Consider the following 26,281-nt stretch of genomic DNA (forward strand, 5'->3'; position numbering starts at 1 on the left):
TATAACACACGATTTAAAAGATACTCTGGAAAACCTGTGGCATTTTCAGCTTACAAACCTTAACTAAACGACATTGGGCCAATAGGTTATTAGGCGGCTAGGTCAATAGGCCAATAGGCGGATAGGTTGTTAGGCCAATGGACCGCTTGGTTATTAGTCAGGTAGGCTATTTATATCTATTTTATTTCCAATTATATCAACTTATATCCTCTAGTTATTTTTGGCCGCGGACTTCCGGTCTCTGTCTCTGCGGGTCGGCGCTCCCCCTTCCTGGGGTTGGGGGGGGAAGGGAGGGAGCGCTTTTTCCTGTTTGCCGCTCTATCGCCCCTCCGGGTACCTGGTAGATAGGTCATTAAGTCAAAAGGCGGTTAGGCCAATAGGCGATAGACTGTTAGGCTAATTTTGCAGCAATTTATACCTGTATCGATTTATATCTACTTCATTTTTATTTATATCCACATATATCTTTTAATCTAACTTCTGGCCTCTGACCGCTATCCACCTATCGGTCTAATTATTAATCATAATCTTATGCTCTTCTTTTCCATCGGTTGAAGATATGATGATGATGTATAGCCCCGGCTGATTAGGAGATGCGATACGGTTGACGGTGTTAGAGGCCAATTTTCCCTGATCAAGCATTTTCCCGTTTATGTCGGTTACCATGTACCGGAGATTTTTCTTATCGCTTGTTTCAATGACGATATTGTGGTTGTTAGCATAAACATGGCAGCGTTGGGTATTAACCGGTTTCGGATTGATGTCTGTTGAGACATCTTTGGTGGTCATTTTTATTGTGAACCGTTGGTTGTTGCTGCCTTTCTTGGTGACGGAAAAATGGTAGGGGTGGTCGGCTGATAGTAACCATTCTATGTTTTCAGTATGGTCGAACAGTATCAGACTGTCCACGTTGTTGATGGTTTGGTCAATTAATTCAATGGCGTAATCTCCGGCTTTTCCGGCATAATACCCTATCGGTATTTCTATTGCTTCCATGAATGAGGGAATGGCGTTAATGGCTATTTTCTGGTCTTCCACAAATGAGTACAACTCCAGGGCTTCAGATGATCCGGAGAGCATCTTGTCGGAATCGAGGTGGTCAAGATTTAGCGAACTTCCATTATGCACGACTATGGCAGTTTCATCTTTTACAGAGCCGTTGCTGCCTGCTATTTTTACACGTTGCGGTATGGAGGCCGATTTCAGATAACTGGTGGTGTTGGCTTGAAGCCCGGAGGTAGAAAAGGTGATGGAGGCCGGCAAGGCACGTGTTTCGGATGGTATCTTGATCCAGAAAGCTTGGTGGGAGGGAATAATTGGCGAATCAATATTGATTCCTGTTCCCAGTTCATAGTTGTACACCCCGTAAACTTTGTCGATATTTTGCCATATCCAGAAGGCATCTGCCACATTGGTTTTGTTGATTTGAGACCAGTCCAGTGATCCTGTATAGGGGTTCCCTACCAGATTCCAGCCAAGGCCGGCAGAAGACCATTCCAAATTTACAGTGATGTCTGAGAGATTGATGGCGCCTGAAAAGGTAAGGGTTCCGACATCACTTCGCAAGATATATCCGTTGCCGGGTGTTAAAGTAGTATTATCACCGATAAGTGTGTAACTGCCTGTGCTATTGGTGAAGGCATATAAATTGTTGGTGACTCCCATGCCGGTTTTTGTGGCACCTGAGGTGGGCGCCGATAGGTTGTAATTAATATTATTGGCTGTAACAACCTGTTCAATTTTCACACTATCCGGATCGACTACCAGCGTTCCTCCGCTGTTCAGATATGAGGCATTTACGCTGGCAGAAGACTGCAGCCGGAACTCTCCATTGACGGTTAAGGTACCCCCGGTATGTTGCATGACCGCTCCGGCTTCCAGGGTTAGGTTATAGATTGTATAGTTTTGATCTGCAACCAATGGTTCGGCAGCTAAGGGTACAAAAATGCTGGTGTTTTCTGAGAATGAACCGGTGCTCCAGTTGTTCTCATCGCTCCAGTCTTTCGGGTCACTTCCAGTCCCCGTCCAAATATTTTGCTTATCGGTGGTGAAAGTGATGGAGCTGTTGTCCGATTGCTCATTTCCTATGTTGTCTTCCACGGGATCTATGCTGAGAACATATTCCACTATGGGAGATAGGTCGTTGTCCGGGTCAATGGTAATTATATTGGTGCTGGTGTTGATGGTGATGGAGCAACTGACCGGAACACCATCTTTGGTGAGCGATACAAAGTCGGAAACGTTGGCGTTGTCAATCAGCGTTCCCGAACTGTAGATGGACTCATTGAAAGATATGGTCATATTGCTGTTTTCCGGGAAATGAGTGGTTCCGTCGGCAGGATAGAAGGAGGCTACCGGCGGTAGCTTATCGATCTGTAAAGATACCACCTCCGAATAGATCTCTTTTTCCGGATTTTTTGTCACCACATGAAGCCAATAATATCCTTCCTGAAATCCGGAAATATCAATATTCTGATGGATGAATTCACTGTTGGCAGTCAGTGATCCGTTGCCGGCGACAGCCGCCTGTGAGTCGTCCGATTTTTTTCCTTCTGTGATTTGAGTCACGGATGGCGCTGTTGATTCGGCGGTCACCACAAAATAGTAGGTGGCATCTTTCCCGGTCATCAATGCCAGATCTAAATTGTTGGGTGTGATTGCGTCAAAGTGAGGATAGCCGTTGCTCCATGCCGGAGGTGAGGGCAAGGTGGTAAAGACCCACTGAGTGGTGTCACTAAGTCCACCGTAAGAAAAATTAGATGTTTGGGACTTTATGAAACCCGCATCTATGGTGACGTATAAGGTGGCATCGTTGGGGAGCGTCAGGTTTGGGAATGATATCTGATTTTCCTCAATAACCAGATTGGATGATGAGGCAGAAGTTACTGTCAGGGCATCACTGCCATCGCTTTGGTAATGAATCACCATATTTCCGTTGCCTCGAACAATCGGTTCGTTGAATGTAAGCGTCAGAATCGAGTCTGTTGCGATGTCAATGCTGTTGTTGGCCGGCTCAAAAGTTGAGATCGTCGGTCCCGACGGGGCAGTGAAGCGCCATCGTGTCGTGTCCGAGATGCCATCAAAATCAACCCCGCCTGCCACTGACTTGACGAACCCGGATGCAATGGTTACATAATATCCGGTATCCGGGGTGAATTCCAGATTGCTGATGGTTAATGTATTGTCGGATATGTCGATGTGCTCGGTGTCTTCTATGGAGATGGTCTGAAAGGAGGCCTCTTCAGCATTGGCGTAGCGGATACGCAGTGATCCTGAAGTTCCGGCTTCAATGTCTTCGTTAAAAGTGATAACCAGATTTTCGTTAGCCGAGGTCAGAGTGCCATCGTTGGTCGGGGATAGGGATACTATTTGAGGAGGGCCGGCCGTGGTGAAGCGCCATTGGCTGGTGTCACTAATGCCGGGGAAAGGCACGTCGGTGGAAAGGGATCTCACCACATCGTTTTCTATCTGGATGAAATAGGTGGTGGATGGTTCTAATTCATCATGAGTTATGAGTAGTTTATTAGCTTCAATGGTCAATAATCCTGCATTATAAGGTATGTCCTGGATGAATATGTCCCCCTCTTTCCGGATTTTAAGATAACCGGAGTTTCCTACCCGGATATTATCGGAAAAAGTTAATGTGAATGGATTATTAATATGAGCATTTGTCTCTTCGGGCTGGGGATCATAAGCCGAGATCTGAGGTGCCCCTCCGGTGGTGAAGCTCAGTGTATTGTCCTGAATGCCGTCCCAGGGCGTGCCGGTGTTAGAAGAGAGAATTACCCCTTGGTCGGCATGGATGTAATATTTAGTTTGAGGAGAAAGATTGGAATGAAGGATTGTTAAGGTATCATTGCTGATTTGTAGATTTTCACTGTCAAAGGCGATGGTTTGAACAACAGAATCATCGTTCCATAGATGTAAGGTGATGGTTCCGGAGCTGCCTGTTGTGACCTCTTCATTAAAATAGATCTCAAAAGGGGCAGAGATGGATACCTCGGTGGCATTGGCTTCCGGTGATGAGCCTTCCATGGTAGGACCTGACTCCGTGGTGAAGCGCCATAATGAATTATCGGTAATGCCTTCCGCTTCCACTGAGGTGGTAGAGGAGATCACCAGCCCTTCATCCACCAGAATATAATACTGGGTATTGCCCCATAGGGGATCGTGCTCTATTTGTAACGTCGTATCCGTAACGTTCAGGAGGTCCGAATTGGTTGAGGTATTAATGGTTTGAAATAATTGATCGTCGTCGGCACGATAGATATGTATATTTTTATTACTGGCCAAAACGATATTCTCACTGTAATAGAGTTCCAAAACCCGGTTGCCCGCAACCTCGTTAATCCCATCGGGAGTAAAGCTTTTTATTTTCGGACCTTCGGCTGATGTAAACTGCCAGCCTGAATCGATGGCATCTGAGGCTATTTGATTGTCTTGGGTTGTTACAAGTCCTTCTTCTACCGTGATTTTTAAGATGGTATTACCGGGGAAGTTATCGTGGTTGATGGTGAGTTGGTAGATGATACTATTATAGGAAAAAAGATCGGCATCATCGGTGGTGTTGATGGTTTGAAAGAGCGTTTCTTCATCGTCACGAATTGTTACTTCTTTGTCGGGGGTAAGGGTTATGGGTTTGTTGTATTGTAAAACGATGGGTTCGTCGGCATTGACTCCGCTTTCCGGAAGATTCACAGGTGAAAAAGAGGACAGTGAAGGACCTTCGGCCGTGGTAATAGACCAGTGAGTCGCGCCATCGATGGCTGCTGAGTGAGTGCCCGACGACTGAGAGGTGACAAAACCTTCTTCCACATCGATGTAAAATCCCTTATTACCAGTGAAAGCCCGATGGCTTACATTAACATCATAGCCCGACCCCGTAACAGTGATCCGATCGGCGTCGTTCGTGGTATTAATGGTTTGAAAGACACTGCCTCCTTCCTTATAGATGGTCAGGTTTTTATCGTCACCGAGTCCTACCGGTTCGGTGAAAGTAAGCGTCAGCGACTCAAGACCGGTCACATCCGTAGCGCCATTCACAGGCGATAGCAGCGATAGGCCGGGACGAGATACCGTGGTAAAACGCCACCGGACAGAGGCGTCATCTATGCCGGCAAAGGCCGTTCCATCATCAGCGTTCTCGATGGCTCCCTCTTCTATGAAAACGGAATATTGGGTTTCGGGAGAGAGAGAAGCCTGGCTTAAGTCGAAAAACAGTGTGTCATTAGTTATGGAAATAACATTTCCGCTTTCGGGAATGCCGTTGTATGTTTTTCCACTTTTAAATATCGCATTAAATACTATATTCTCACTGTTGGCTGTCTCTGATATTGTTATTGATTTAAAGTCGTTTGTCGAGTTAAAACTGATATTTTCGTTGAATACCAGTTTTAATGCCACATTCAGTGCCACCTCCGTGGCATTAGAATCGGGAACCATACTTACAATTTCCGGCGCCTGGCCATAGCTTTTGCCAGCCACGCCAATCCATAACAAAAAAATTGTCAGATAGGGTAAATATTTGTTCATATGAAACTAATTATAGGGTAAGGAGGGTTTCCTTACGCTTGGGTTTTGTACTGATTTTGTGACGAAAGTAAAAAAATATAGGATTAATATACGTAAATAAGTGATAAAAGATACATGATTGGGCCAATAGGCGGATAGGCCAATAGGCTAATAGGCCACTAGGTCAATAGGCCACTAGGTCGATAGGCCAATAGGCGGATAGGCCAATAGGTTGATAGGCCAATAGGCCAATAGGTTGATAGGCCAATAGGCTAATAGGCTAATAGGTCGATAGGCCATTAGGTCGATAGGTGGATAGGTCGATAGGCCATTAGGCCTATGGGCCAATAAGCTACCAGGCGGTTAGTTTTTTGTGTTAATTTTGTAAGAATTTTAATATAAAGTTATTATGAATGACTTTAATTTTAAAAGACTTCAGGTATGGCAAAAGGCCATGTTTTTTGCAGAAAAATGTTTGGATATTACGGAAAATATAAATGGACATTACCGTTTAATTGAGCAATTGGAAGCGGCAGCATCTTCTATCCCACAAAATATTGCTGAGGGAGAAGGGAGAATTAGCAATAAAGAAAAAATCAATTATCTCTATTTTGCCCGTGGCTCCTTATATGAAGCCATCACTGTTTTAAACCTCTTTTTTTATAAAAGAATGATATCTCAAACAACCCTTGACGAAATGGAAAAGTTAGGTCTTGAAATTTCGAAGATGCTAAATTCCTTAATCACACAAAAAAGAAAATTTAGCAGATAGTCACATAATCACCCAGTAACCTAATGACCTATCGGCCTATCGGCCTATCAACCTAGTATTGGCCTATTGGCCTAAAAGAGCCTCATACTTCTCTTCCAGCCTCGCCTCTTTCAGGTAATTCTCGGCCACCAAACGGGCATTTTTACTCATTTGCTGCCATTGTTGAGGAGTTTGGTCAATCGCTTCATTGAAGGCCTTATGCCAGTCATCCCGGTTATTATCTGCCACGACCCATCCTGCCTGTTGTTCCTGCACATGATTCCATGGTGTTTTATCGCTGATAAGTATTGGCAGGCCCATAGCCAGGGCTTCGAAGATGGAATGTCCGAAATTTTCACCAAAGGTGGGTAACACAAAAAAGTGGTAACGGGCCAGCACATCGGGCACCTGCGAAGGCGCTACGGCTCCCTGATAGGTCACTTTGACGTTCTCCGGCATTTGATCAATAAGTTGCTGACATTCTTGCCAGTAATCCTGGTCTTTAATGGGCCCAAATATATCATATACAATTTTTCTTTCACCGGTATATTGTTTTAATACCTCAAGAAATGCAATATGATTTTTCATTTTAACCACAAGTGCTACGGTAACAAACCGCAGGGCGGAACCGTCAGGCATCTCCACCATTTTGTTTTGCGGCAATGCCGGCACATTACCGGCCACCACGATGTGCGCTTTCGGGCCTATATGTTTGTATATATCCTGTTGTTCCTGTGTATCGGTGGCATGCCATGCCACATTGTTCCGCCGCATGAGAGGTTTCATTAGCGACAGGAAGACCCTTTTTTTGGTAGCTTTCAATGCCAGGGCACCCGCCTGAAACATACCCCTTGGGGCTACCACATATCGTGCCGTACTTCTAAACCAAACATTACCCAGTAACGGGATGACAGTCGCATAGGGGGAAAAGAGGCCGTTAATATAGACCACATCAGGCGCCACATCACGGATGAGGGCATTCACCTTACCAAAAGAAGTGTTCTTACGTGACGCATAAAAAACCCGGGCTTTCCCCTCAAAATCGATCCATTGATCAGGCTCAACGTCGAGAACGGTCCCGTCGAGATCTTCATTACGTGTTACCACATAAAAAGCATACTTTTGCGCAAGTAGTCCAACCATGTTAACCAGCGACCGAACCGGTCCTCCTGCTTTATAGGCCGGTGAAAAATAGTCGTAGATAATCAATATCTTTTTTCGGGATGCATGTTGATTCATTAATAAAATCTGCTTAATTTATTGGTTTAATGGAACTCGCATGGCTTAGCCAAATTTATACATGTACTTTTGTGGCAAAAGCCGCCATGCTCGTTTCATAAGGGCAAAGATAATATTATTAGCCTATCAACCTATCGGCCTGACTGCCTAATGGCGCCAGCCGCGACAGAGTGGTAAGCCAGAGGCAAGCCCCTCGCTCACCCCCCCAACCCCCTGAAGGGGGTGCTCCGGCCCGCTGAAGACAGAAGCCGGAAGACAGAAGCCAGATGCCTGAAGTCGGAAGATAGCATCCTACCATAAAAAATAGATTATTAGATTATTAGATTTTAAGATGCAAGATATAAGATGAGCTTTTTACAGAAATACTTTTTTTTCATTAGCACATTAGCACATCAAATACTAGATTATTAGATTTTAAGATGTAAGATTTAAGATGAACATTTTATAGAAATATTTTTTGGATTAGCACATCAAATGCCAGATGTTTAGATTATTAGATGTAAGATATAAGATGAATGTTTTACTGAAATATTTTTTTCATCCGTATAATTTTTATCTAAGTTATTGGCTGGATGGAACTCGCATGGCTTTACCAATTTTATACATGCTCTTTTGTGGCAAAAAGTCGCCATGCTCGTTTCATTAGCAAATCAGCATATCAAATGCCAGATGTTTAGATTATTAGATGTAAGATATAAGATGAGCTTTTTACAGAAATACTTTTTTTCATTAGCACATTAGCACATCAAATACTAGATTATTAGATTTTTAGATGTAAGATTTAAGATAAATATTTCACAAAAACATCCATTTTATATTAGCAAATCAGCACATCAAATACTAGATATTTAGATTTTTAGATGCAAGATATAAGATGAACATTTTACAGAATTATTTTTTTGCATCAGTACATTAGCATATTAGCAAATTAGCACATCAACACATTAGCACATCAATCCCCTCAATCTCCTCAATCTCCCCAATCCTAATAGCCTATCGACCTATGGGCCTAATGGCCTATCAACCTAATGGCCTATCGACCTATTAACCTATTAACCTATTGACCTATCGACCTATCGACCTATCGACCTAACCGCCTATCGACCTATGGGCCTAATGGCCTATCAACCTAATGGCCTATAGACCTAATGACCTATTAGCCTATCGACCTATCGACCTAATGGCCTATCGACCTAATGACCTATTGGCCTATCCACCTATCGACCTAATGACCTATTAGCCTATTGACCTATCGACCTATCGGCCTAACCGCCTATCGACTTATGGGCCTAATGGCCTATCAGCCTAGTAGTGGCCTATTGGCCTAACCCCCTGATCGTCTCTTCCAGCACCACCAGGGGCCATACCCGGGCGAAGGTAACCGACGGGTCGCCGTGGAGGAAGCGGTGCCAGAGGTCGAGCACTCCGGGTTCGTAGAACATTGTGCGCTGTGCCAGTGAGCGGATGCGCTGGTCGGCGTAATCGTGCATCACGCCTTTGAGCCAGTCGCGCCAGGGGAAGACAAAGCCCATTTTGGGGCGGTTGACGATATAGTCGGGTAACAGGTCGGGAAGGCTGTCCACCAATAGTTTTTTGGGAGTGACGGGGCGCTTAAACATGTCGGGAAGCGATAGGAGATACTCTACCAGCTCATGATCGAGGAACGGGACACGTACTTCCAGCGCATGGGCCATACTCATCTGGTCGCTGTCGCGCAGCAACACATTCTGCATGTAGGTTGTCATCTCTGCTACGGAGACGCGCGACAAAACGTCTTCCACCTCGTTTATTCCATTCTTTCTCAGCCATTGCACCGGATTGTGAGGTGGCAATATTTGTCGACTGAAAATTTGTGCCAGCTGATGGTCCATCAGTGCCTGCCGGGATATGGCGTAGGCTTCTTCGAAGTTGAAGTTTTCCATCTCCAGCAGACGTCTTATCTTGGCAGATGCCACCCCCGGCTTGAGGGTGGTTAAGGTACGACCGGCCATGGTTCGCAAGAGGCGGGGAAGGCGCCACAGGGCTTTCCGTTGATGCAGCATCGCCATACGGTTGAAGATGGCATATCCCCCAAAGATTTCGTCGCCGCCCAGTCCGGAGAGGGCCATGGTGATACCGGCCTCTTTGGTCACCTTGGAGACCACCCAGGTGTTGGGGCCGTCGCCACTGGGATGGTCCATGGCTGTCAAGGCATCGGGAAGCATCTGCAGGAAGTCTTCCGGCTTGAGATGAATCTCATGGTGGTTGGTCTTGTGCATGTTGGCTACATACCGGGCATAGGGCGCTTCGGAAAAGTCGCCTTCCGAAAAGGTGATGTTGAAAGTATCAATCTTATTCCCCGAGACGTGTGCCATGGCACCCACCACCGCACTGGAGTCGATGCCGCCCGACAGGAAAGCACCGAACGGAACGTCGGCCACCAGGCGGCGCTCCACAGCCTGAAAAAAACGTTGACGCACCTCTTGCTTCACCGCTTCATAACTGGCCGGTGCTTGGCGCTCTTGCTTAAAGGCCGACCAGTAGGTCGCTGTTTCTAGATGGTTCGATTGCAGATTATAACTCAGAATGGTTCCCGGCACCATCATGAAAACATCGGTCAGAATGGTGGCCGGAGCCTGAACGGTTTGATACCTCAGAAAGTCAACCACCCCATCTTCATCCACCTGTGGCGTAAATAAGCCCGAACTTTTCAGTGCGCGGATCTCTGACGAGAAGCAAAACCCCTTCTCGCCGTGATGCCAATAGAGGGGTTTGATGCCCATCCGGTCGCGAACCAGCGTAAGGGTCGTTTCCTGTTTGTCCCACACGGCGATGGCAAACATGCCGTTGAACAGTTCCACACATTTGTCGCCCATCTCAGACCAGGCAGCCAATACCACCTCACTGTCGGTTTGTGAGCGATAGGGATACCGGAAGCGGGACCTTAGCTCGCGGTAGTTGTAGATCTCCCCGTTAAAGACCATCACATAACGGCCGCATGCCGACGTCATGGGCTGATGACCCAGCGGCGACAGGTCGATGATGGAAAGTCGACGGTGTCCCAGGGCGGCCGGGCCCTCCTCCCAACATCCTTCATCGTCGGGACCACGATGTGCCAGCCGGCTGTTCATGGTCTTTATCCGGGCTTCTTTATCGTCTATGGTTCTGGATATGATTCCGTTTATTCCGCACATAATCTTGATAGGCTAATAGGCCATTAGGCCGATAGGTCAATAGACTGATAGGCTATTTATATCTACTTTATTTCTATCTAAATCTAATTAAATCTACCATATTTCCATTTATATCCACTTATATCCTTTTGTTAATTCTGACTTCCGGCCTCTGTTCTACCGTACTGTCGCCGCTCTGCGGCTCTATTAGGCCAATAGACTAATAGGCCGATAGGTCAATAGGCCGATAGGCTGTTAGGCTACTAGGCCATTAGGCCGTTAGGTCAATAGGCTGATAGGCTATTTATATCTACTTATATCTTTTAATTATCAGCTTTTTACACTGTGTTGCACTGTGACATCCTCTGTGATACTCTGTGTAATTTAATATTTCACAGTGTCACACAGTGGTAGCACAGTGTATCACAGAGTGCTATCAGGCTATTAGGCCGATAGACTATTTATATCCACTTTATTTCTATTTATATCCACTTATATCCTTTAATTATTTCCGGCTTCTGGCTTCTGACTTCTGGCCTCTAATATCATCAGCACATTAGCACATCAATCCCCTCAATCCCTTCAATCTCCTCAATCCTAATAGCCTATCGACCTATCGGCCTATCAACCTATCGGCCTAATGGCCTAATGGCCTACCGACCTAATGACCTAATGGCCTATTGGCCTAACCGCCTGCTCTGCCCACATCTTTGGCGTGTAGCTCATGCCCAGTCGGTGACTGTGGTGAGCCATGGCCTGCAGCTCATCATCGCTCAGCGACATCATTCGTTTCAGGGCCTTTTTTAAGTCGTCGATGCTTTCATTTTGGAAGAGAAAGCCATTCTTGTCTTCCTGCAGGAAGCGGGTGGCAGCACCTATGGCCGACGAGCAGATCATGGGAAAGCCGGCGGCCGCCATCTCATGGACTACCACTCCCCATGGCTCGAAGCGGCTGGGGAGGACAAAGACGCCCGCACCCTTCAGCGTCTCTTTCAACTCATGGGGCTGAAGAAATCCTAGATGTTTTATCTTAGGGTGCGTGGGACGCTGATCGAACAACTCGCCCGTGCCGGCACACCACAGCTCCCAGTCGTTGGGTGTCTCCTCCTGTAGCGCCATGAAGGCCGGAAAGAGTAGGTCTAACCCCTTTTGGCTGACATAGCGCCCCACATAGACCAGCGTGCGCGGATAGGGCGAGGCCTCGCAACGGTCGGCGGCGGCCGATGAGAAGAGATCCACATCGGCGCAGTAGAAGCCTTCGAAGATGTGGTGAGACCGAAACCCCAGTTTCAAGGCATATTGCTTCTGCGGCGCACCCGGCACCCAGGCATGCGAAAAGTAACGATGGAGCAGGAGTGGAGCGGCCAGACGCATCACCTGCTGACGCGCCGTGCCATGCCAGTGGTTGTCCATGCTCAGCACCGTGGGGATGCCTCCCTTAAAACGACGGCATACTTTCAGGTAACCCTTATCCACCCATCCGCTGGTGATGATGATATCCGGCTGTATCGATAAAGCCAGATCCACCAATTGTGGGGTGGTGTATTCGCGACGCTCGTATATGTGTACCCCTTCCGGAAAAGAAAACTGAAACGGTGCTTCCCGATTGACAGGCCACCGCACAATATGTACCGTATGGCCCCGGCGAACCAGTTCGCGCACCCCCGACAGAAAGTAGGATGCCAACTCGGTATATTGAAACAGTATGGTCATGGTTGGTGTTGAGTAGTTGGTTTTTAGTTTTTAGTATTAGGCCACCAGGCCATTAGGTCATTAGGTCAATAGGCTAATAGGTCAATAGGTCATTAGGTCATTAGGTCAATAGGTTAATAGGTCGATAGGTCATTAGGTCAATAGGTCGATAGGTCAATAGGCAAATAGGTCAATAGGTCAATAGGTCAATAGGTCAATAGGCAAATAGGTCAATAGGTCAATAGGTCAATAGGTCAATAGGTCAATAGGTCAATAGGTCAATAGGCTGTTAGGTTATTTATATCTACTTTGTATCTTTATTTCAACTTATATCCTCTGGTTATTTCTGACTTCTGGCCTCTGGCTTCTGACCTCTAATCCCATCATTTTTAGCCGTCTGAAGTGAAAAACTTCTCATTCCCCAGCAAACTTAGGATGATGACCAGCACAATGGTAAAGGGGTTAAGGGAGGCGGTCAGCCACGATTCAACCGATATGGAGATCAGCATGCCAAAAAGCAGGGCCCAGACCAGCGGGGTGTGGCGAGATGCCCTGATGAAGGCCGTCAACCAACCAACACAAAACAAAACGAGGCCCACCAGTCCTGTATTCATCCACATGGTGAGCCAGCTGTTGTGCACATTGCCCTGGTGACCGTGACGTTCGAAATAGTCCTGATATGAGGCCAATACATGTTCATCAAAAGTGAATCCGTGACTGAACCAATAATTTTTTTGAATGTTCTCCCATGCTACCTCTGCTACCACCACTCTTCCGGAACCTGTTTCCAATGTTTCCAGCCGAAAATAATCGGCCAGGCCTAAGGAGGTGACGATGGTTTCGAAATTGGCGAGGATAATCTGGTAAGAGACAAACAAAAGGGTCATGACAATAAAGCCCATCACTGGATCTCGTTTGATTAAAAACCAGGCGGCCACAAAAAGGGCAGTGGAAAAGAGTCCGCCCCGGGAGCCGGCCATGACCAGAGACAGGAGTATGATAATATAGACAAAGATGATCTGGCCTTTGGTAAATAGATCCCGATGGAAATATTGTATTATGGTGAACAATACCGTGAAGATAAATCCGTATATGCCCATTCCGTTGGGGTTGCCCAGAAGGCCCGAGAAACGCTCGCCTTTGAAGATGACAAAGCCGGGTGACAGGAAACGCAACGCAATGCCGGTGCTTAAGATAATGACGCCCACCATCACCAGGTGGTAAAGAAAACGGTCGCGCTCATAGGTCAACAGCAGATCAACCAACGGGGGAATTACCGTGAGAAGCAAAATATACGACACGGTTTTCTGAAAGCCCGTAAAACCTACCGGGCTGCCAACGAGGGATATGAAGGCTACAAGAAAAAACGGAATAAAAGGTTTGACAAACCTTATTGGATCCTTTTCTATCTTGGGCATTAATATAAAAAGGTAAGCCATTGCCAGCATCATCACTGTTTTTAAATTTTTGGCGAAACCAAAAATGTACTGTCGGCTGTCACTTAATGTTAATATCACCCACAACCCTAAAAGTATCCAAAGCCATTCTCCCTTGTTGCGAAGAAATAACATATGAAGCGGCACTACCACATAGACCAGAGGACCGGTAAAGATGCCCAAGGTCACCCAGAACAGCAGCGTTAAATAGTTCTTCTTTTCGTACAGGAGTTCTGTTAGCATTAACGTGGATATTGGTTTTCTTGTGGCAAAGAAAAGAAATTTTGATGGGGCGATCGGAATTTTTGGAGGGTTTTTCCAAAAATAACTTAATATTTTAAAGGTCTTGCATCGTAGTAAAGTGATGGATATTTTAATATCTTGAAGTAATTGTGTATAAACTATTCAGTAAGGAAATAGTTGTTAATAGGTCGATAAATAATAGTTTTTTAGTTTTTGGGGGAGATAATTCGGTTTTTAAAGAATTCTTGATATAGTCGTAAAACTAATTTTGCGACCATTTTATTACGCACAAACGTGGCCAAAAATTTACCTTTAATTTGAAAAGTTTTGATAATGTATTCTGCTTGGAGATCTATTTGTTTCTTTGAACCGACCGAAACTGTTACGAGATAAATATAAATGAATCTTTTTAGAAAAAGTTTTTTTATTGTACTGTCATTTTTCCCTTTCTCTACTATCAAATCAAAAATTTTTTTGTGGCCTATGAATTTACTCCATATGATATCCGGTTTTCTGTCTGTTTTTCCAATGTTTCCTTTATGGTGAACTCTAAAATTGGAATGAACGTTGTCAATAAAAAAAGTTTTTGCACCCATTAGAATATATCGAATGCTAAGTTCCCAATCCTGGTTTATAAGGAGTGATTCATCCCAGCCACCAAATTTTTCTATTACGGTTCTTCGGTATAATGCACACATTGTTTGGTAGGAAAAATTAAAATAATCACTGGAATTCCCGGCAAGAGGTTTCCCCCAATAATTATCGATTAAATTACCTTGTTCATCAATATATTGAGCTTTGGAATAAACATAGTTGAATTCAGTATGCTTTTTTAGAAAATCTACTTCTGTTTCGATTTTTGTTGGAAGTAAAACGTCGTCGGAATCAAAAAACTGAATATATTCGCCTTGACTTAATTGATAGCCAAGGTTCCTGGCAGCAGGAGCACCTTTTTTTGTATTTCTGATTGTTTGAATGTGAAAATTTTTTGAAAGAGGATTGTTTTGAATTATGTAATTAATTTTATCAAATTCATCCTTTGAAGAACCGTCATCAACTACAATTATTTCAATGGGCCTATAGGTTTGACTTACAACTGAGTTAAAAGCAATGGAAAATAAATTGCTTCTGTTCTTTACAGGAATTATGACAGAAACCAAATCCTTAATCATTGTTTAGAATTATCGCGGTTAATAAAATTAAAGCATATTTCCCCCATTTCTTTCCATTTTTCTTTTTGTTTCCATGCGCGATTTAAAGCGCCATTAAAAGAGCTGAGGTGGACCCCTTCTGAAATAAAACCAGTTTCATTGTCATTTACAACTTCTGCATTGCCGCCTACATTTGTAACTACAGCGGGTCTACCACAAAGCATGGCTTCTACCAGCGCAATAGGCAACCCCTCATAGTAGGAAGGCATTACAAGGATGTGATTGTTTGCCCAAATTTCATTTCGAATATCATGGACAAAACCGTGAAAGGTGCATTTTTGCTCAATCCCGAAGGCTTTGACCAGGTGCCGGTAATAGGCCTCGTCAGGGCCTGTACCATAAATGTTGAGGTGCCAGTTACGGTTTTGCCATTCCGGCTGAGCCAAAGCCTGAAACAGTACCGGGTGCCCTTTTACCGAAGCCTGAAGTCTTCCCACCGATGCCATATGTATTACCGACATATCCGGCCAGGGTAGTATCCCTGTTTGTGACATGTTTACAGGGTTTTTTATAATTCCACCATTTGGGAAGGTATACCCTGTTTGCCTGATGGCTATTTCCATGAGCCGACGAGATACAAACCATACCTTCTCAGCCTTTTGGCAGACTCTTACCGTTTCCTCAATTTTTCCCGGATTAAGGTAGTAATTCTCTGGGTTCACATGTATGATTAATTCATATGCAACATTCACAGCCAGAAGAAATGACCTGTAAATATCTACCTCCAAATCGCAAAAACCACCCATACTAACTATAATCTTGTCAGGCCGGGAAACTGAAAGCGTTTTCTTTAACTGTTTTAATGCTACAGTTTTTTCTATGAATTTTCCCCATGGTTTTTTCTGCCATTCAGTAAATTGAAATCGATTTCTGGGATGAAGGACGGCACCGGCCTCATTTAATTTTTTGATTTTATCTGGCAAAATCCCCCAGTTAAATATGGAACAATGGACTTCTTTCCCGGAAGCTATGTCGTCATGTGCCATTTTTACCCATAGTTCTTCACTGCCACCCCAGGGATGACCTGCCATGGTAGATATGTATAGAGTTCTTAATCCCATTTCAATAACAATTTTTGGTATTCTTTTTTTTGTGCATTCCAAGTGAATTTATCTTCATATAAATTCCTTACTTGTTCAGATTGAATCTTTAATTTATCAATATCTAATTGGTTAATATATGAAGCCAATTCATTTTTTCTGGTCATATCTATTAAGAACTTATCATTTTGTAATGCCCATTTGTGTAATTCTCTTTTATGCATTATAACGGGCGTTCCATTTGCGATTGCCTGCAGTAAAACATTAGGAAAACCTTCTACTACAGATGCAAGTACAAAAAGGTCAGCCATTGCATAAAATTCAGGAATATCCTGAGGACTAACAAAAAAATGCTTAAATCTGGAGCCATATTTTTGATAAGCAGTGTCAATTAAATTTTTATCTTGAGGATTACCTACTAACACAAGTGTCCAATCATTAGAAATATTTTCAAATTCATCAATAATATAATCCATTCGTTTTATTTCTTTATTGATTGCACCTACGGACAATAGTACGTACTTAGAAGAAATTCCATACTTTTGTCGAATTTCTGATTTTGAAAGAGGGCCTTTATATATTGTGGTTTCAGAACCCGGGTTGGCGATAAGGAAAAATTTTTTCAGATTAGGGTATTGATTTATTGCTTTTTGGTAGTGTTCAATATTAACAACCTGGCTTCTATCGCAAATGTTTACATAGTGTTCAGGGGTCATTTTTACCCCCATTGCGAACACTATTTTGGGCTTTCCTCTTAAAAGAAATTTAAGTTGGTAAAGGGTTTTTGATACCCTAGGTTCTTGAGTATAGATTATATCAAATTTTTTTCTTTTTATGCCGGAATAAAAGATAAAAAACAGACCAAAAATTATGTATTCAAAAACGTAGCTGTCGTTAAATACTATATCTCCCAATTTTTTTACCCACCTGTATTGTGCAAAACTTCGTATAACAAATTCCTTATACTTTTTATTACCGGTACCTTTATAAAGTTCAACATCACAGCCAAAAGTTTTGTCGTTTAAAATATTTTGGAACAGTTTATAGCTGGATTGCTCATAACCTCTATCTTTTCTTTTTTCTAAACCGGAAGATAAAATGGCAACTAAAGGTTTTTTATTCATAAAGTCTTAATTATATTGCGTATTAAACTTCTTTTTGATTTTATTTAAGGCGGATATGCCTTTACTTTTTATTTGGGAAGTATCTTCAGTAATTATTTTTTTTATTAATTCGGTGATTTGATGAGATAAATTATCACGATTTTCGGGGATATAACCTTTTTCATTTAGTTCGATTACCCAACCAGTTTCATTGTCGTTAATTTCAGGTAATGCCCTGATATTTGTAGTAATGCAAGGGCATCCTGCGGCCTGTGCTTCCAGAACCGAGTATCCGAAACTATCGGCCCAGGTGGGAAGCAGGCCAATGTGGCTGGCTTTGTATATCTCTAATACTTTTTCGTTGGGCAGGGAAGGATAATGAGTAATGTTGCCTGGGAATTTGGCGATGATTCTTTTGGCCGCTTTTTGATCGTCGATAGTTGTATGGGTTGCGTAATCACCATAATTAAGGGATGAAATAATGTTTAAATGTAATTGAGGGTATTTAGGTATTAGTTGATCAAAGGCATTAAGCACTTCCATCCCGCCTTTACGAAAAAAGTCCGCACCGGTTAGTGTAAATACTATTTTTGAAGAGTGCAGAGGCTTGTCTTCATATTTATCTATTAAAGGTTCCTGATAGGGGTATTTTACACACATTTTTGAAATAATGGTTTGTGCATGTTTCGGCCAATGCTTTTCCAAATATTTCTTTTGCAGGTAATATGCACATTGTGACAAAGCATAAATTTTCTGGCAATTGGGTTTTTTTAGTTGTTTGACTGCCAGTTTGTATAGCCATTTGGGTGCTTTACCCAATCTTGGTATGGTTGTTTCAAAAGTCACCTGCCATGGGTTTCTGCCAATTAATATGGTATTGAAAAACCAAAAACGTTTTTCCGGGTTTAAAAAGGGATTAAAAAACAAACCTTTGAAAAGAGGATGGTATCCTTTTTTGGTAAGGAGAAACCTAAGGTTTAATAAGATTTGAAAAAGGTCTTGTTTTCGCAAAAAAATCACCTTCCCTTGTAAGGGCTTTATGAAATTACGAATTTCATTATACCCGTTTGGAGTATTGGTGTATTGGATTTTCATGGTTTCTTAATATTCCGATAAACAGAAAATATGGGGAATCACTTGTTGATTTCGTGTAAATGTAAAAAGCTTTTTTTGAACAATTCCCTGAAACGAAATTGTTAGAATTAAAGAGATTGTTTTTTTCATTTAATCGGTGCTTTCATATATTTTTTCTTTATAAATCTCTGCGTTTACTATTAGAAAACTAAAAAAACTTTTCATTCTAATTTTCAATAACGTTTTTTAAGTGCGCTTAAGCTTCATATTCTTCTTTGGTTAGAGGTTAATGATCTTATTTTATAATATTCGAATATTCAGTTTCGTAATTTTCTTTAAGAAAATTATTTTTTACAAAGTTTACATTTTTGTATTTTGTTTTAGCAGAAACTTTCTTTGCAAATTTTTCTTTGTTGGCAATAAAATTTGAAAAATGAATTGCCATTCTTTCATTTATCAGCCATTCAGAAAAGTCTCCGATATGATCAGAGATTATGGGTGTTAGGCCGCATGCCATATATTCAGCTAATTTGGTGGGAGAAGCCACTCGGTTTGTTGTTGAATTTTCTCTTAATAATAATCCGTAGTCTCCTAGTTTCAGATAAGAACTAACTTGCTCTGGCCTTACCCATTTGCATTCTACCTTGTCAGGGTATTTCTTAATTATTTTATTTATTGTAGAATTTTTTTTCGCAAGGAGAAGAAAAGAAAAATAATAATTTGAGGAAAGTAGCTCCTCCATAAAATCAATAATTAAATCAAACGATTGCCATTTATCAGTTCCACCAGAAAAAATAATTATAGGGTGTTTGAGATTTAAGTTTAGTTTTTTAGATAAATTTTCATTTTCGATAGGTGTTAAGAAAGAATTGCTAATAGTGCAGGGAATAATTTGATGTTTGTTACTGTTGTATGAATAGGTATCCTTCCAATACTCAATTAATTTTTGGGATACAGCAATTCTATGGTCCGAATGTAGAACTGCATCTCTTTCAGTATTTTCTATTTCTTTTAAGAGATTTTTGGTGATATTTTGTCCGATGTATTCTTCCCATTCAGCTTTTACAGCTCCTCGAGCATCATAGGTAACATTTATTTTAAATCCAAATTTCTTTAATACGAGTAGGGTTTTTGTTATCCAAGCACCTCTGGAAATGGTGATTTTTCTTGAAAATAAGGAAGAAAATAGAAATGGAATTAGCATCAATGCATAAAGAAAATACCAATGATTACGGCTCGGAATCATGGGTAGAATAACGGCATTATTTTTTTTGTTTTTTATTTTTCTCTTATTTTCTGTATAGGTTTTGTATGGTACAAAAGATATTAATTTGGTATTAATTTTAAATTTCTGTTCATAAAAACGACACACATCAATTATTTGACTTTGAAATATGCCTGAATATTGATCCCCAAATGAAAAATAGATTATCTGCTTCATTTTCTTACTCCGCAAAAGTCCAATTCAATTTTATTGTTTTCCCTAATAACGGCAGGGAATTCTTTATGTTTCACCAGCCAAGCAATAATGTCTGCTTTTTTATAGGCCTGACGGTATTGGGTGAGGGTGAAGCTGGGATGACTACTAATGTTTGGTTCAACAATCAGTACTTCGCCTCTAGCTTCAGCCACAATTTTTGAAGCGATGTATTTTGCAGGCGATTCACGTAAGTCGTCAATATCGGGTTTAAAGGCTAGTCCCATGCAGGCAATAACGGGTTGACGCTGATGATTTAATTCAAATTCCCGGGCTGTTTCCAGAATTTTGTTGACACTCCACTCGGCTTTGAAGTCGTTAATTTCTCTTGCTTGTCGAATGACATGAGCGTGCTCGGGATAATCGGAAACCAAAAACCATGGATCGACGGCGATGCAATGGCCTCCAACACCACAACCGGGTTGAAGGATGTTTACTCTGGGATGTTTGTTGGCCAGCTCTATCAGTTCCCAAACATTAATGCCGGCTTTGTCGCAAATTATGGACAATTCATTGGCAAATGCAATCTGGACATCGCGTGAACTATTTTCTGTGAGCTTGCACATTTCTGCCGTTCGCGCATTGGTGGGGTGAAGTTGCCCTTTTACAAAAAGACGATAAAACTCCATGGCTTTTTGGGTGGAGTTTTTATCAAGGCCACCAATAACCCGGTCGTTATTTTCCAATTCGTACAGAACATTGCCCGGCAGCACTCTTTCGGGGCAGTAAGCAATAAATAGGTTGTCTTTTAATTCCGGTCGCTCCGCAAAGATCAATTCTGCCATCTTTTCTGTGGTCATCACCGGTGAGGTAGATTCAATAATAAAAAGATCTCCTTTTTTTAATATGGGAATAATACTTTTGGTTGCCGACTCAACAAAAGACGTGTCAGGTTGATGATCCTGATTAAAAGGTGTTGGAACAACCACCAAGTATACATCGGCTTGTTGAGGCGTGGGGAAAACTTTTAGAAAACCGGCATCAACCGTTTTCTTGACCAAATGATCCAATCCGGGTTCAACAATATGTATTTTTCCTGAATTAATGGTTTCAACAATGTTCTCGTTAACATCACAACCATTTACTTTAATGCCATTGCCGGCTATTACTGCAGAAGTTGGCAAGCCAATGTAGCCCATACCTATGGTCGTTACGGTAATTTTATTTTGGCTCATGAATTTTGATTAAATGAATTTAAGGATGTTTTTTTGTACTTGATTGATTTTTCACAGATGTTCTTAAATGAAATTCATCAAAGATATAAAGAACATTCGTTGTTTATTTTTGTGGTTTTAGGGTGATCCAACTAACCTTATGCGATTCGCATGGATTATCCTTTATTTTCTCCAGATAAGTGACAATTAAGAATGAATTTTATGAACATGTTTGTTTAGAAAGTTGACGATCCTCTCTGAGGCCTTGCCATCGCCATAAGGGTTGGTTGCTTCAGACATGGAAGCATAATAAGCCGGATCGTTTAGCAGCTTCAGAACTTCTGAAATAATTAATTCTTTATCTGTTCCAACCAGTTTTACTATTCCGGCATCTACCGCTTCGGGACGTTCGGTGGTATTACGCATTACAAGTACCGGTTTGCCAAGACTGGGAGCCTCTTCTTGAATGCCACCACTGTCGGTGAGGATGATGTAGGCATGTCTGAGTAGGTAGATAAATGGCAGGTAGTCTTGCGGTGGAAGCAGGAATACATTAGGAAGATGGCCTAATATTTCGTTCACGGGCTTTTGAACATTCGGATTTAAGTGAACGGGATAGATGATCATCAGTTCCCGATTTTTTAAAGCAAGATCTTTTATTGCATTACAGATGTTAAGAAAACCATCACCAAAATTTTCTCGTCGGTGTCCGGTTACCAAAATGATTTTTTTTGAATCGATGTCTTCATCGATATCAGGAATAAATGACGAAAGTTGTTTTATGATAGATTGTTTCAGATTCCGATCGGATTCAATGATATTTATTGCCATATGAAGAGCATCAATGACTGTATTTCCTGTAGTGCAAATATTTTGAGTGTCAACGTTTTCTGCTGTCAAGTTTTGTGCCGCCCAGCGAGTAGGGGCAAAATGCCAGGTGGCTATCCTGCCGGTTAATTGTCTATTGATCTCTTCCGGCCAGGGCGAATAGATGTTATAGGTTCTCAGACCACTTTCCACATGCCCCACCGGTATTCTTTGGTAAAAGGCAGCAAGCGCTGCGGCAGAACTGGTGCTGGTGTCTCCGTGTACCAGGACAACATTCGGGGTAAAATCAAGTAATATGGATCTTAAACCGAGTAACACACCTGATGTAATGTCGTATAGATCTTGCCCAGGTTTCATAAGGTTCAGATCATAATCAGGCGTGATGTGGAAAATTTTTAAGACTTGATCCAACATTTCCCGGTGTTGAGCAGTAATGCAGACTTTAGTGTCAAACCGGTCGGGATGTTTTTCAAGTTCTTTAATAACGGGGGCCATCTTGATCGCTTCAGGACGGGTGCCAAATACAAGCAATATTTTGACTTTTGTGTGCATATCCTTTCCAGAAAATTTATTAATCCCCCAAAAATAAAACATTTTGTCAGAACATAAGAGGATATTAGGTTTTTAGGTTATTAGTTGGTTAGGCTATTTATTTACGGAGCGATGAAAGAGTCATTTCAAAAGTCGAAATCTGGTGACACATAATAACCAACTTTTTACCTCTCAAATCGTTTATTTGTGTCGGCAATTGCTGACTGTTTTTTAGAAGCCAGGTGTTAGAAATTTATTGTCGAAATGGTTATGGACAGAAAAAATTCATAATAAGACTCCCATGCTATTTATCTCTATTTGTGTAAGTCTCGTTTGGCACCTCAAAGCATCGGCCTTTTAACCGCTCAGTATATTACTATAATAAAAATTTCCAAAAAAAAATATTGAAAAAACTTGCAAGATGAAAAAAGTTATTGTATATTAGCGTTGCTTGATTCAAAAAACGTAAAGGAGGTTCCGGATCGTTTGGAGAAATGGCTCATCTGTTGATTGCTGGAAAGATCCGGGATTGATAGATGAGCCATTTTTGTTTGGTGTTTATGTATACCTGTATGTGCAAAGGCATAGGTCGTTAAGGGAAAAAATAATCCGGAGCTGAAATTTTTGAATTTGCTTGAAAGATCTTTGATAAGGCTGTTTCAAAATCCGGTCTATGTGGCGTAATCTTTGAGTTTGGAAGGAAGGAGTAGTGGCATGAAAAATATTCTTTTATTAATATTGGCCAGGCATATTATGACAAATAATATAATAATCAAAAAAAAGAATATTAAACACTATTCCTTCCGTTTAATTTTCCATTTCCCAATGCATGTTTTTATGGTTATGGTTAATTCTTAACTTGTGATAAATGGCCGAAATTAAAAGCTATTACCTTTAAAATGAGCATGACAAGGCGAGGCTATACCAAAGACCATGTACCAACCTTTGTTATGCGATTCCCGGATAAGAAAAAAAAGCTCGCAGGGGAAACTTTAATAATAGGTAAACCGTGGACTGGTCATCTGACGGCAGAAACTTCTGGCGAAGAGGATGAGGTCCGGCGGAGCCTGAATGTCTAACTTAAATTTTACGTACTATGGCAGTTAAATATGGCCTAGTTGAAAATCTGTTGACGGACGATCCCAATGACTACCGGGCCGTGACAACAGATAATGAGACCGATACTGAGGAGGATATCGTGGACGATATGGTGGAGAGGGGTTCCACCGTTACCCGTCCCGATATTCTGTCGGTATTGGAAGAGTACAAGGCATCGATCCGGCGAAGGATTGCCATGGGGCGTAATGTCAACACCCCGCTCTTTGAAGCCTATCATACCATCTCCGGGGTGTTCAACGGCCTCGATGACACCTTCAACCGGTCGCGCCATAAGGTTAAACTATCTATGAATCCCGGTAAGGTACTGAAGGATGCAATGTCTTCGGTGGAAGTTCAGCGGGTGGATATCGATCCTGCTACTCCGGATATCCAGAGAGTAGAGGACCTAAGAACCCACTCCATCAATGAAGAATTTTCTTCCGGAGATATTATTTCCATCCGAGGTTCTAACCTGAAATTTGATGAGAGCGATCCTGATCAGGGGGTCTTCTTCATCGATGATTCCGGGAATGCCACCAAAGCTACCAATGTGGCCAAAAACAAACCCTCGGAATTGTTGGTGTTTGCTCCGGAAGGTTTATCGGGCTCTTATCATATTGAAGTAAGGGCGATACTTCCGAAGAGAAAAACTTTGACAATTAATAGGTTTGAAAAGGAATTAAGTACTGTCGAATGATTAAGTGAATTCTAAAAGCCTCCTTTCCCCTGCAGGAGGCTTTTTTCTATTCTATGGTTTGTTCAAATTTTGTTTTTGATTCTAATTATCCCGAGTGTTGGTATAAGGTTATCCCGAGTGTTGGTATAAGGTTATCCCGGGTGTTGGTATAAGGTTATCCCGAGTGTTGGTATAAGGTTATCCCAAGTGTTGGTATAAGGTTATCCCAGGTGTTGGTATAAGGTTATCCCAGGTGTTGGTATAAGGTTATCCCAAGTGTTGGTATAAGGTTATCCCGAGTGTTGGTATAAGGTTATCCCGAGTGTTGGTATAAGGTTATCCCGAGTGTTGGTATAAGGTTATCCCGATTGTTGGTATAAGGTTATCCCAAGTGTTGGTATAAGGTTATCCCAAGTGTTGGTATAAGGTTATCCCGAGTGTTGGTATAAGGTTATCCCAAGTGTTGGTATAAAGTTATCCCAGGTGTTGGGATAGGTTATTCTGATATTAGTGAAATTGTTGGGTGTTTTCCGGTGGTGCGTAAATTAAAGAAAAACCGACGGTAGTCTTTAGTCGTATAAAATTTTATTTTGGTCCACGGTAACCTTTTAAGCTCCAGTCAAAAGAACTTATGCCGAAGTCTAAGGGATAAAGTCTCCGCTAGCAATCATGAAATTAGTAAAATTTATTTCTTTCTGTATGCTTCATATCCAGGTAATTATGTGTGTTGGGATGGAAGGATTTCTTGAAAATTTAAGGTAGTTTTAAATTAAAAAAATAAATTAATTATGGCTTTGGAATATTATTTAGTGAAGAATAATTTCGTAAAACAAACTACGGATGAGAAGGTTGCCGTAGTGAATCAGAACAGAGTCACCGAAAAAGAGCTTGTCGATCATATGTTAAAAACTAGTAAGTTGCTTCCTGAAATTTTTGTAAATACTTTGATTATTAGATTGATGGAGGCGGTGGTCTATTTCGTAAAACAGGGCAGAGGTATTAATACCAGCTTTTTTAGGATAAATCTTTCTATAAAGGGGAAATTCAATGGAAAGGGTGACCAATTTGATCCAAAACGTCATAAAATCAATATTACTTTTACACCGGGGAAGGAATTCATTAAACTTGTTGGTGGTATTGAGGTGAAAAAGGTGGAACCAACCATTATAGAGCCTTTTATCAAATATGTTGAGGATGTGCGTACGAATTTGACTAATAAGGTGGCTACGAAGGGGAATTGGATTTTTATACGAGGTTCGCGGCTTAAATTTGATGAGAAGGATTCTCATCAGGGTGTTTTTTTTATTAATAATGAGGGTCAAGAATATAAATCATTGAATGTACCGATTAATAATCCATCGGAATTGCTGGCAGCCACTCCTTCCGATATTGAGGGCCATTTTTACCTCGAAGTTAGAACCATACGACCCGGAAGAAAAATTCTGCAAGTGGCACGCTTTCAACAGCCGTTAAATATCGTAGAATTGGAAGACTAAATTTTTACTCTTTTGCTTTTGGGTTCTATGAAGACCAATAAATTACACCACCCTTATCTGCGTTAAATAAGGCAGATGTTCACTATCAGAAAACCATTGGAACAATAGAACTTCTTATGTAGATATTAAATGATTAGATGTGAGTTGATTACTTGAAAAAGCGTATTTCTTTAATTCTTAGAAGATAATGACTTTTATTCCCCCGGCGCATCTCTTGGCCGAATTCGACAAAGCTCATGGCAGCGTCTAAAGGGAAAGTTCCCTTCGCGCACCCCCCGGCCCCCTGAAGGGGGTGTTCCTGCGCACGATATTAAAAAAATAATAATATTTGAATTTAGCTGAGTGGTAAGTAATGCGGGTGGAATGGTCTTCCCCTTTAGGGGAGTCAGAGGGGTGAGGGTGGGGAAAGTTGATCAGAAGTTATAAGCGAAGAACCAACTATAAGTTTCTTTCGCACACCCCCCGGCCCCCTAAAGGGGGAGTTCCAGCGTGCGGTACCTTAAAAATAGTAATTCTGGAATTTAACTAAGTGCTAAGTGATGCGGGAGGCATGGTTCTCCCCTTTAGGG

General features: G+C 41.9%; 16 protein-coding genes. 3 read left to right on the top strand and 13 right to left on the bottom strand.

Annotated features, from left to right (window positions below):
- Positions 1-510 precede the first annotated feature (510 nt).
- A complete protein-coding gene (locus tag ACT29H_RS16515) occupies positions 511-5,532 on the bottom strand; it encodes an Ig-like domain-containing protein (RefSeq protein WP_444822761.1) in 5,022 nt (1,673 codons plus the stop codon).
- A 388-nt stretch (positions 5,533-5,920) separates the two neighbouring features.
- Between ACT29H_RS16515 and ACT29H_RS16520 the strand changes: the two genes are divergently transcribed.
- Positions 5,921-6,283 carry a four helix bundle protein gene (locus ACT29H_RS16520; RefSeq protein ID WP_444822762.1) on the top strand — a complete coding sequence of 121 codons (363 nt, stop codon included), beginning with the start codon at positions 5,921-5,923 and terminating at the stop codon, positions 6,281-6,283.
- Positions 6,284-6,346: 63 nt separating this feature from the next.
- Here the strand turns inward: ACT29H_RS16520 and ACT29H_RS16525 are convergent, their stop codons facing one another.
- From ACT29H_RS16525 to wecB, 12 genes are all read right to left on the bottom strand, one after another.
- Complete coding sequence (locus ACT29H_RS16525; protein ID WP_444822763.1) at positions 6,347-7,501, bottom strand: glycosyltransferase family 4 protein; 1,155 nt, start codon at positions 7,499-7,501, stop codon at positions 6,347-6,349.
- Positions 7,502-7,619: 118 nt separating this feature from the next.
- A complete protein-coding gene (locus ACT29H_RS16530; RefSeq protein ID WP_444822764.1) occupies positions 7,620-7,799 on the bottom strand; it encodes a hypothetical protein in 180 nt (59 codons plus the stop codon).
- Positions 7,800-8,817: 1,018 nt separating this feature from the next.
- On the bottom strand, positions 8,818-10,674 hold the full coding sequence (gene asnB, locus ACT29H_RS16535; RefSeq protein ID WP_444822765.1) for an asparagine synthase (glutamine-hydrolyzing): 1,857 nt from the start codon (positions 10,672-10,674) through the stop codon (positions 8,818-8,820).
- Positions 10,675-11,322: 648 nt separating this feature from the next.
- Complete coding sequence (locus ACT29H_RS16540) at positions 11,323-12,366, bottom strand: glycosyltransferase family 4 protein (protein ID WP_444822766.1); 1,044 nt, start codon at positions 12,364-12,366, stop codon at positions 11,323-11,325.
- Between the two features lie 368 nt (positions 12,367-12,734).
- Complete coding sequence (locus tag ACT29H_RS16545) at positions 12,735-14,024, bottom strand: O-antigen ligase family protein (protein WP_444822767.1); 1,290 nt, start codon at positions 14,022-14,024, stop codon at positions 12,735-12,737.
- Between the two features lie 206 nt (positions 14,025-14,230).
- Positions 14,231-15,196: a glycosyltransferase gene (locus ACT29H_RS16550; protein WP_444822768.1), complete on the bottom strand. Its 966-nt coding sequence runs from the start codon at positions 15,194-15,196 to the stop codon at positions 14,231-14,233.
- Positions 15,193-16,296: a glycosyltransferase family 4 protein gene (locus tag ACT29H_RS16555; RefSeq protein WP_444822769.1), complete on the bottom strand. Its 1,104-nt coding sequence runs from the start codon at positions 16,294-16,296 to the stop codon at positions 15,193-15,195. Before ACT29H_RS16555 ends, ACT29H_RS16550 begins: the two co-directional genes overlap by 4 nt.
- Entirely contained in the window at positions 16,287-17,399 is a 1,113-nt protein-coding gene (locus tag ACT29H_RS16560; protein ID WP_444822770.1) for a glycosyltransferase family 4 protein, read from the bottom strand. Before ACT29H_RS16560 ends, ACT29H_RS16555 begins: the two co-directional genes overlap by 10 nt.
- 6 nt (positions 17,400-17,405) lie before the next feature.
- Positions 17,406-18,473, bottom strand: a complete 1,068-nt coding sequence (locus ACT29H_RS16565; protein WP_444822771.1) for a glycosyltransferase family 4 protein — start codon at positions 18,471-18,473, stop codon at positions 17,406-17,408.
- Between the two features lie 274 nt (positions 18,474-18,747).
- A complete protein-coding gene (locus tag ACT29H_RS16570; protein ID WP_444822772.1) occupies positions 18,748-19,893 on the bottom strand; it encodes a hypothetical protein in 1,146 nt (381 codons plus the stop codon).
- Complete coding sequence (gene wecC, locus ACT29H_RS16575; RefSeq protein ID WP_444822773.1) at positions 19,890-21,104, bottom strand: UDP-N-acetyl-D-mannosamine dehydrogenase; 1,215 nt, start codon at positions 21,102-21,104, stop codon at positions 19,890-19,892. Before wecC ends, ACT29H_RS16570 begins: the two co-directional genes overlap by 4 nt.
- 186 nt (positions 21,105-21,290) lie before the next feature.
- Positions 21,291-22,463, bottom strand: coding sequence for a non-hydrolyzing UDP-N-acetylglucosamine 2-epimerase (wecB, locus tag ACT29H_RS16580; protein ID WP_444822774.1), 1,173 nt, complete (start codon positions 22,461-22,463; stop codon positions 21,291-21,293).
- A gap of 1,075 nt (positions 22,464-23,538) precedes the next feature.
- On the opposite strand from wecB, the gene ACT29H_RS16585 reads away from it, so the two are divergent.
- Together ACT29H_RS16585 and ACT29H_RS16590 are read left to right on the top strand one after the other, a co-directional pair.
- Positions 23,539-24,237, top strand: a complete 699-nt coding sequence (locus ACT29H_RS16585) for a DNA-binding domain-containing protein (protein ID WP_444822775.1) — start codon at positions 23,539-23,541, stop codon at positions 24,235-24,237.
- 767 nt (positions 24,238-25,004) lie between these two features.
- Entirely contained in the window at positions 25,005-25,712 is a 708-nt protein-coding gene (locus ACT29H_RS16590; protein ID WP_444822776.1) for a DNA-binding domain-containing protein, read from the top strand.
- The last annotated feature ends 569 nt before the right edge of the window (positions 25,713-26,281 follow it).

Origin of the sequence: Thermophagus sp. OGC60D27 (assembly GCF_052400625.1) — a bacterium.
GTDB lineage: Bacteria > Bacteroidota > Bacteroidia > Bacteroidales > Marinilabiliaceae > Thermophagus.